The organism is Pseudomonas sp. (assembly GCF_050739655.1).
Classification (GTDB): Bacteria; Pseudomonadota; Gammaproteobacteria; order Pseudomonadales; family Pseudomonadaceae; genus Aquipseudomonas.
Genome location: NZ_JBOIBY010000276.1, coordinates 1 through 8,289, shown reverse-complemented (window position 1 = coordinate 8,289; position 8,289 = coordinate 1). Strand labels below are relative to the sequence as shown.

The window sequence follows — 8,289 nt, the reverse complement described above, 5'->3', positions numbered from 1 at the left end:
CGCCTAGGGATAGGTCCAACCGTCGCGACGCTGACGGCCAGGGAAAGAAGAAACCCAAAGCGCCCAAGAACGACATCAGCCACCTGACTGAAGTGGACTTTCTCGACAAGTTCACCAGCAAGCTATTCGGCTATCAAAAAGAGTTGTTCGAGGCCAAGCAAAACCCGCTGACACGGCGCATCCGCAACGTGCTGAAAGCGCGCCAGACCGGCCTGACTTATTACTTTGCCGGCGAAGCGTTCATGGACGCGGTGCTGACCGGCGACAACCAGATGTTCCTGTCCGCCAGCCGCGCCCAGTCCGAGATTTTCCGTAACTACATCATCAAGTTTGCCCGCGAATGGTTTGGCCTTGAGTTGACCGGTAACCCGATCATCCTCAGCAACGGTGCCGAGCTGCGTTTTCTCAGCACCAACAGCAGCACCGCCCAAGGTCACCATGGTCATGTCTACGTCGACGAATACTTCTGGATTCGTGACTTCGACAAACTCAACACGCTGTCGGGGGCCATGGCCACCCACAAGAAGTGGCGCAAAACCTATTTCTCCACCCCCAGCGCGGTCAGCCACCAGGCGTACCCGTTTTGGACCGGCGATGCCTTCAAGCGTGGCAAACACAAGAAGGCCAGTCTGCCGTTCCCCAGCGACGCCGAGTTACGCCAGGGCGCGCTGTGTCCGGATGGGCAGTGGCGCAAGATCATCACCATTCACGATGCCATTGCCGGCGGTTGCGATCTGTTCGACCTGGAACAGTTGCAACTGGAAAACTCCGACGACCAGTTCGACCAGCTCTACCTGTGCAAATTTATCGACAGCACACAGAGCGCCTTTGCCCTGGCGGATCTGGAGCGCTGTTATTCGGATCGCTTGTTGTGGACCGACTACGATGCTGATCCGAAGGCGCTACGGCCATTCGCCAACAGCCCGGTCTGGGTGGGTTATGACCCCAGTCGCACCCGCGACGATGCCACTTGCGTGGTGGTCGCTCCGCCCCTGGAGCAAGGCGGCAAGTTCCGCATCCTGGAGAAGTACTCCTGGCGTGGGCATTCGTTCACCTACCAGGCCGCGCAGGTCAAGAAGATCACTGAGCGTTTCAACGTCCAACACATTGGCATCGACATCACCGGTGTGGGCTATGGCGTGTTCGACCTGGTGCGCGATTTCTTCCCACGCGTGACACCGATCCATTACAGCCTGGAAACCAAAAACACCCTGGTCCTCAAAGCCCAGGACACCATCCAAGGACGCCGGATCGAATGGGACGCCGACTGGAACGACATCGCCTCGGCCTTCCTGACGATCAAGCGCGGCGCCACCAACAGCGGCCAGATCACCTACAGCGCCTCGCGCACCGACGCCACCGGGCATGCCGACATCGCCTGGGCAGTGATGCACGCGCTGGCCAACGAACCCCTCAATATCAACAAAAAGCGGCGCAGCCGCTGGTCAACCCTGGAAGGCAGCCATGCAAGAACTCGAACAGCCCAATCCCCAGCCTCACAAAGTGCAGGCGTTCAGCTTCGGCGCGCCAGAGTCGGTGCTGACCAGCAACGTCGGCGAGTACCTGGGCGTATTCGAAACCAGCGACGGCCGGGTCTATGTGCCGCCCGTGTCGCGCACGGGGCTGGCCAAGCTGCTGCGGGCCAACGCCCACCACGGCACCATTCCGCGCTTCAAACGCAACATGCTGCTGCGTGACTTCATCCCCTCGGCTGGGTGCAGCCGGCAGACCATGGGCCGCGCAGGGTTGGATTTCATGGTGTTTGGCGATGCGTTTTTCCTGCGCATCCGCAACGTCATCGGCCAGGTGATTGAGTTGCAGCACTTACCGGCGATCAACACGCGGCGCAAGGTCGGGGGCGGTTTCATGATGCTGTTGCCCAATGCCAAGGAGTTGCACTTTGAAGAGGAGGAAGTGGAGCACGTCATGGATTACGACGTGGAGCAGAATATTTATGGTGTGCCCGATTACCTGGGCGGCATGCATGCCTTGCTCTTGAACGAGTCGGCGACTTTATTTCGCCGTCGCTATTACAACAACGGTGCGCATGCAGGGTTTATCTTTTATACGAATGACCCTGACTTGTCTGAAGAGGACGAGGCGAATTTAAAGACCCAGATTCAAAGTGCCAAGGGTGTGGGTAACTTTCGCTCGATGTTTGTCAACATTCCCGGCGGTGCGGAAAAAGCCATTCAGATTATTCCGATTGGAGACGTGGCCACCAAAGACGAATTCGAGCGAATCAAGAACATCACGCGCAACGACGTGATTGCTGCCTGGCGCATGCACCCGGCCTTGGCTGGGGTGATACCGGAGAACGCGGGTGGGTTTGGCGATATCGAAAAGATCGACAGGATCTACACCAACAACGAGATTCGACCAATTTGCCAGCTATTCCTCCAGGTTAATGACTGTTTGAGGGCTGACCGTCATATTGCGTGGGCTGACCCCGCTCCCGTCACCTGATTCCACCACAGTTAGTATCTGAAGAGTCATACAACTACCAGATGTTGTGTGGCAAAATAGCCTCCTGTGAATACGATGGGTGGGGCTATGCGAATTTACTGTAAGGAATGTGGCGGGAAAGGTCGGATTGCTTCGCGTGAGGAGCTGTCATTGGAATTTGCCAGACTCTACTGCCAGTGCCTGTCTGCCAGTTGTGGCCACACTTGGGTGGCCACGCTGACCTTCTCTCACACGTTGAGTCCGTCAGCACAAGTGGCAGACCGTCTTATCTTCGACCGGCTGCGTGCGATGCCCAGGGCTGAGCAGCGAGATTTGTTCGATCAGTTGGGGGCACTTGCGAGTTGATCAATTACACCGGCCAGTTCACGTGAGCATTCGCAAAGCCGTTCCCCTGACCACTGAAGAATGGCCAACACCCCATCCATTTCTTTCATTTGCAATGGCCTGGCAGTAACGGCTACGCCGACGCAGCTTAATATTCTCTCAATGTCCTCCACCACGTCCCGCGTTGTAATTAGACTTCTTGTTTTTGCATCCATTAACGTCATTCCACTTAGTTGGATTGGCCAATCGCTGAGAACGTTCTATAGCGTCAAAATATTGTCGTCAAGTTGAACGATTTATCGTTAGCGATGTGAGATATTTCTATTTTTTATATGAGGTTTTGTGCGGCACTAGTTGTGCAGCTAACAGATACTGTTGTGCCGTTCATTGTTTCTTAAAGCGGTGAACCTGAAGCACTGGGGTATGCACTGACGATGTTGAGATTGGATTATTTTTTTTGTAACGCGGAATTAGCATCAAAGGCGCTGAAGCGCCTCTGATGGAGTTGTACTAGTAGGGGGTGATGTGACGACCCTTAGTTGTTCAGCTGCTTGTTTATGTCCACAACCCCGTAGCGGCGGTGTCCTTGTGGATTCTCATACGCTGCTACCAGGAGTCCCTGAGGCAACGGAATCTGCACCCAACCTGACCCGGTATGGTGGTGTAGCAATTGGGTGGCTTCGACCAGAAAAAAGTCAGTGGGCAATTCCAGTTGCTCACGTCCGGACCAGGCTTGTTCGTCGCTGATGGCAATAATCCGCCCGTCGATCAACATGGTTCATTCTCCATGGCGACCTCAAAGCCTTTCCAAATGTCGCTGGCCTTGTACCGCTTGAAGTTGGTTTGTTCATGCATGGTGCTCTCCCTTCGGAGTGGTTTGTGTGTAGGGCTTGGCGAGTAGGTCAGCGATCACCACGGCGTCGCGATCGCTCAGGTCGCCCATGGTTTGGGCCAAACAGGCCATGCTTTCCAAGCGCTGACGAGCATCCGGGGTCTTGTGGACCAGGTACCCAATCAGGGCCGTGCCGATCAAGGCAGTGACTAGCAAGGGCCGAGGCGGATTGAAGGTCTTCCCCGGGTGGCTTAGAGCGGTGGTATCCTGCATACCGCTGCTGCTTGGGTGCTGTGCTTGCATGGTGTTGCTCCTCTTGTGGTGGTTGGTGTCGGGGAGGTGCGAACTCCTCGACACCTTCTCTCTCACGCTTGCCGCAATCGGCGCGCCGTGAACACGGGGCGCTGCTCACAGCGCACTTCAAACAGTCCCAAGTCATGACCGTCTACGTCCTGCATGTGCACGACGGTGATGAATGTCGGTGCGTCCTTTGGGTGATCCCTCCAATGTGCGGCGGCCGCCAGTTCGGCCAGCTCTTCGGCTGTGCGCTGATCCACGTAATCGGACGGCAGCGGCAACTGACCGGGCAAGGTGTTCGCGCGGTAGCGAATAATCATCGAAACTCCCCCTCAGGCCTTGCGCACCAAGTGCACAACGAAATCAGACGGAATCCCCGCGTGAATGCCCTGAGCTTTCAGCTCCATGACGGCCCGGATCTGGAACCGGGTGCAGTCGTCTGCCAGAAACTGCTTGTTACCCGCCATGGCCTGACTAGCGATCTGGTTGATGAAAAACGGTGTAGTGCAGTCTTTGCCCACCATGATTGGCGCCTTGATCCCCTGGCTTTTCAATTTGGCTTGGATGGCGCGCAGACGGGTGGTTTTGCCGGTGCATTGGTCGCCCGTGATGATTTGTACTTGCATGGCGTCGATCCTTTTTTGCTGGTTGCATCAGGCTCCGCGCCTGAAAAAATGCCGCGTGTGCCCGGGTGTACCCCGGAACATCTGGAACGGATAAAAGTTGAAGGCCGCTAGCCCACGGTTTACGGGGCATTCAGGTCAATAGGCACTTAGAGCCCCGGGCCGGAACATGGCAGAACGGGATTTTCTAAAACCTCGCTGTAGGCCTTGATCTACAAGGGTTGGCGAGGTGTTCCGGAAAATGCCCTTGGTGGAACACTTGCAGAACAGAGAACGGAAAGATGTTCCGGTGTGATCCAGCCTGTTCCGGTCATGGGTGATGATGGTGTGTTGTTTATCTATCTGTTTTATATAGATATTTTTCTTATAGATATTAATGTTCCAGATGTTCCACCCAGTCAGCGGCCACACACGCATTACCTCAAAAACGCCGGTTTGCCCCCGTACATGCCTTTTTATCCCCAGGACGCTCATCAGGATTTACTCCCCTTCCGGAACAGCCAGCAGTTGAGCGAGCGCTTCTCAATGACCGAGCGGACTTTGCGAGTTTCGACAAAGGTGTGTGAGGTGCTGAGGGGCAGTGCGCGGTGCAATTGAGTTGCGTGAATGACTTCCTGGCCAGCGAGACGACAGGCGTTGTGGAAGTGCTCAATATTGATGGCGATCAGGTCTTTGTCAGCGCTGTGGTTGAGTGTTTCCTGAGTGACTTCGCGATTGCCCGCGTCATCGCTGATCGAAACCACTCTTTCGTTGAGGTAGTGATAGATCTGCCAGAAGCGCCCGGCTGTTGGGTTTTCGGTGCTGACACGCTGCTGCCGATCTATGGCGCGGCGCTCAATGTGCTTGATGACTTGCTCCAGGTTGTCGTCGCTCCAGTCCGGAAACAGTGCTTGGGTGGCTTTTGCGGCTGCCATCATCTGCGCATGACAAAGCACGATCCGTTGATGCTGAAGAACAGGGTTTGCTTGAAGACGTTGCTCGTATTCCGGAAACGCATCGAAGTAGCGCTGGAGCCAGGCTGACTCCTGCCCGATGCAGTGCCCCAGGTAACCGGCTAATTGCTCCACAGGGAGGCTATTCAAACGAATGGCCAGCACCTTCAAGGCGGGGGTGTGGTGCGCCCTAGTCGCGTGGAAATGGCTGATGCGGGTCAATATCGCCTCGGAGCCTTCAACGCTGGCGTTCTGAGCAATGCACAGTGCTGCCAGGAAGATCAGGGTTTCGGTGTCATTGCTCGAGGACTTCACGCCAACCGTTCGAAGCGTGGCGTCGTGGTCAAACAGCGCTTTCCACTTTTCCCAGTTGTATTGACTGATCACCGTGCGACCTTGGGCATCGACGGACTGGGTATCAGACTCAATAAGCACCACAGGAAAGTTGCTTACCTGAGACAGTGCACGGGTCAGGCCGATTGCGCTTGCGCCTTCGCCGTTGGGCTTGGTGCCTTCAAAGTTGGAGCGACCGAGTAAACGCCACAGAAAACGCAGCAAGCTCGACTTACCTGCGCCCGCGTCACCGGTCAGCTCTAGGAAAGGCCAAGACTCTTGTTTGCTGCGGATCTGCTGCACGAACAGCGTGGCAGTCCACCACGACAACGCTGCGAGTCCGTTAAGGTGATGTACCGCAAAGAAGTCGGAAAACCAGCTCGGGTCGAAGCCAGAACCGCGGACGATCGTTAGGCTATTGAGCGAGGTTTTAAGGCCGATTTTCCCGACTTCAAGATAGCCGTGGTCGTTGGCCAGGTACTCGCGCCCCTTGTGGTAACCGAACTTTTGGAAGCAGTAGGTCTTGCTCGATGCGTCGTAGCCGACAAAGGGCAGTGATCGGACGGTTAGTGCGTTGTCCAGCCACTTGCTGCGCAACATGGCCAGCACCCTTTCCCCACCTTCGAAGTTGCCACCAGGGGTGCGCTCCAGCAGCGATTTGGCGAAGCTTCGCGGATCGCCTATCGAGTTCGGCGCCAAGGGCTCCTTGCAGTTTTGCGCCGCGTTGGGGAAGTTGAATTGGAAGAAGAACTGCTGGTCACCGCTGATCGCGTCACGTTGGATGTATTCAAAGCGCGGCACGCAGTTGGCCACTTGTTTGATGTCGCAGTATTTGTAGAAAAGCTGCTCGCGAGCGACCGCTGTTTCTTCTTCCTGTGTTTTGTTCAGCTCATCGGAGTTTACCTTGGCGGAATACAGGCGTTCGCCGAAGTCCAGCAGGAAGAAATTGAGCGGTTTCTTCTTGTGCAGCAGGTAGGCCTTTTTCCCAGGGCTCTCTGCGATGAAAATTCGCCCCTGGTAATTGGCCTCCTGCATGAATTCATCATTCAGTTGCCCGTCGCGGTACACGTCGTCCCAATCGCGGTCGGCGCCAGCAAGGGCCACCCATGCCAGCTCATCACGGGCAAGCAATTGGCTGCGGTACTTCGGAATAACTGAGTGACCGGCCTTGTCGTCGTCCAAGGCGATGATCCAGCGTACTTTCAGGCCCTTGTGCGCCTCTACGATGTCCCAGGGAAAGTTGTTGGCTGAGATAGACGCGATTGCCTTGTAGCCGGCCAGAATCAAAGCGATTGCGTGGAAGATACCCTCTACAACGTAGACGGAGTCCCCTTGCTCGATGGACATACCGGGCGGAACCCAACCGCCACCCTTGTATGACATTTTGTACTTGATGCCGGCTTTATCCCCGCCATTGGCCGTGACCATCGTCGCGTCAATGATACGTTCCCAGTAGCCGTCGCAAAGCGGGAAGCGGACGGTGTCTGCCCACTGGTCATCCTTCATTTTGCGTCGGCTCTGCTCGTACCACCCCTTCATCTTGCTGATGTCAAAGCCACGGTTGCGCTGTAGGTAAGCATCAGCCGTGGCGTTCGGGTTGGCCTCGGTACGCGGAAACCGCTCACTGAGGTTTTCGAATAGGTGGCTGTAGCGCTCCCTGGTCTTTTCCTCAAACTGGCACTGGTTCAGACGATTGCATTTGAGTTGATATGGCTGTTTGCGGGCGATGTACAGCGTGCGTTCGCTACAGCTTGGGCAGACTCCCTTTTGGAAGTAGGTGCTGCCAATGTCCTTAAAATCCAGTTCGTGGTCATGCTCCAGGGCAGCGACCACTTCTAGGCGGTAAATGTCTTCGAATTGCATTTGCCGACCCTCAGCGCTGGGAGACGCGTTCGGCCTGCTCGGCCGCTTCTATAGCCAGCGCAACCATGTTGACCAGCAGTGCTTCTTTCGAACCTTCCGTTTTTGCTCGTACCAGGATTCGCCCACGCTCGATGTCATTCCGGATCGCTCGTTCTGATTGGCCGGATCGGCGTGCCAGCTCGCGAACGGTTGTGTAGGGCGTGTCTATGGTGATCTGCATTTGCTAAGCTCCGTGTGTATATATGCCGAATAAAGTGGCATATGCACATATTGTGATGTGCATACGCACATGTCAAGAGGAGGGTGCTCGTTGGAATTAGGTCAAAAACTCAAGGAAGTGCGGCTGACTGAGCGTCTAACTCAGGCGGAAATCTGTGAGATCGCGGGAATCAAACTCGAAACATGGAAGGGATATGAGTACGGGCGGCGGGCGTCTGTCAGCTCCGTGGAACTGCTGAAGATCACTAAGCACCCTCGATTTAAGCGCTATGCGCTGTGGTTGGTAACGGATGAAGTCGCGCCCGAGGTTGGTCAGATAAGCCCGGTTATTGCCATATGAGGCTCGCTGAAAAACAACGATCCAGTGAAAGCCCAAAAGATTCTGGAGGCAGGGCAGAGC

At 55.6% G+C, this 8,289-nt stretch carries 10 protein-coding genes; 4 read left to right on the top strand and 6 right to left on the bottom strand.

What is annotated here, in order from left to right; all coding sequences use genetic code 11:
• The 3 genes from ACRESJ_RS13815 to ACRESJ_RS13805 all read left to right on the top strand — a co-directional run.
• Positions 1-1,697 (top strand): terminase large subunit domain-containing protein (locus tag ACRESJ_RS13815; RefSeq protein ID WP_431758387.1); only part of this gene is annotated, 1,697 nt, incomplete at its 5' end.
• On the top strand, positions 1,609-2,466 hold the full coding sequence (locus ACRESJ_RS13810) for a phage portal protein (RefSeq protein ID WP_431758386.1): 858 nt from the start codon (positions 1,609-1,611) through the stop codon (positions 2,464-2,466). The genes ACRESJ_RS13815 and ACRESJ_RS13810, both read left to right, overlap by 89 nt.
• Before the next feature lie 87 nt (positions 2,467-2,553).
• A complete protein-coding gene (locus ACRESJ_RS13805) occupies positions 2,554-2,811 on the top strand; it encodes an ogr/Delta-like zinc finger family protein (protein WP_421139549.1) in 258 nt (85 codons plus the stop codon).
• Between the two features lie 514 nt (positions 2,812-3,325).
• Here the strand turns inward: ACRESJ_RS13805 and ACRESJ_RS13800 are convergent.
• The 6 genes from ACRESJ_RS13800 to ACRESJ_RS13775 all read right to left on the bottom strand — a co-directional run bounded on the left by ACRESJ_RS13800 (position 3,326) and on the right by ACRESJ_RS13775 (position 7,890).
• A complete protein-coding gene (locus tag ACRESJ_RS13800; protein ID WP_431758385.1) occupies positions 3,326-3,565 on the bottom strand; it encodes a hypothetical protein in 240 nt (79 codons plus the stop codon).
• Positions 3,566-3,637: 72 nt separating this feature from the next.
• Positions 3,638-3,925 (bottom strand): hypothetical protein, encoded by a 288-nt coding sequence (locus ACRESJ_RS13795; protein ID WP_431758384.1) that lies wholly within the window; start codon positions 3,923-3,925, stop codon positions 3,638-3,640.
• 62 nt (positions 3,926-3,987) lie between these two features.
• The gene (locus ACRESJ_RS13790; protein WP_431758383.1) at positions 3,988-4,239 is read right to left on the bottom strand and encodes a hypothetical protein; all 252 of its coding nucleotides are present in this window, start codon (positions 4,237-4,239) and stop codon (positions 3,988-3,990) included.
• 12 nt (positions 4,240-4,251) lie between these two features.
• Positions 4,252-4,545 (bottom strand): hypothetical protein, encoded by a 294-nt coding sequence (locus ACRESJ_RS13785; RefSeq protein ID WP_431758382.1) that lies wholly within the window; start codon positions 4,543-4,545, stop codon positions 4,252-4,254.
• Between the two features lie 470 nt (positions 4,546-5,015).
• Complete coding sequence (locus ACRESJ_RS13780; protein WP_431758381.1) at positions 5,016-7,670, bottom strand: toprim domain-containing protein; 2,655 nt, start codon at positions 7,668-7,670, stop codon at positions 5,016-5,018.
• 10 nt (positions 7,671-7,680) lie between these two features.
• Entirely contained in the window at positions 7,681-7,890 is a 210-nt protein-coding gene (locus ACRESJ_RS13775; RefSeq protein WP_095944849.1) for a hypothetical protein, read from the bottom strand.
• A 90-nt stretch (positions 7,891-7,980) separates the two neighbouring features.
• Between ACRESJ_RS13775 and ACRESJ_RS13770 the strand changes: the two genes are divergently transcribed.
• The gene (locus ACRESJ_RS13770; RefSeq protein WP_095944850.1) at positions 7,981-8,229 is read left to right on the top strand and encodes a helix-turn-helix domain-containing protein; all 249 of its coding nucleotides are present in this window, start codon (positions 7,981-7,983) and stop codon (positions 8,227-8,229) included.
• Positions 8,230-8,289 lie beyond the last annotated feature (60 nt).

Excerpts from the sequence above, each read along its gene's own strand:
- ACRESJ_RS13805 (WP_421139549.1), top strand. The coding sequence starts at position 2,554 with ATGCGAATTTACTGTAAGGAATGTGGCGGGAAAGGTCGGATTGCTTCG.
- ACRESJ_RS13800 (WP_431758385.1), bottom strand. The coding sequence starts at position 3,565 with ATGTTGATCGACGGGCGGATTATTGCCATCAGCGACGAACAAGCCTGG.
- ACRESJ_RS13795 (WP_431758384.1), bottom strand. The coding sequence starts at position 3,925 with ATGCAAGCACAGCACCCAAGCAGCAGCGGTATGCAGGATACCACCGCT.
- ACRESJ_RS13790 (WP_431758383.1), bottom strand. The coding sequence starts at position 4,239 with ATGATTATTCGCTACCGCGCGAACACCTTGCCCGGTCAGTTGCCGCTG.
- ACRESJ_RS13785 (WP_431758382.1), bottom strand. The coding sequence starts at position 4,545 with ATGCAAGTACAAATCATCACGGGCGACCAATGCACCGGCAAAACCACC.
- ACRESJ_RS13780 (WP_431758381.1), bottom strand. The coding sequence starts at position 7,670 with ATGCAATTCGAAGACATTTACCGCCTAGAAGTGGTCGCTGCCCTGGAG.
- ACRESJ_RS13775 (WP_095944849.1), bottom strand. The coding sequence starts at position 7,890 with ATGCAGATCACCATAGACACGCCCTACACAACCGTTCGCGAGCTGGCA.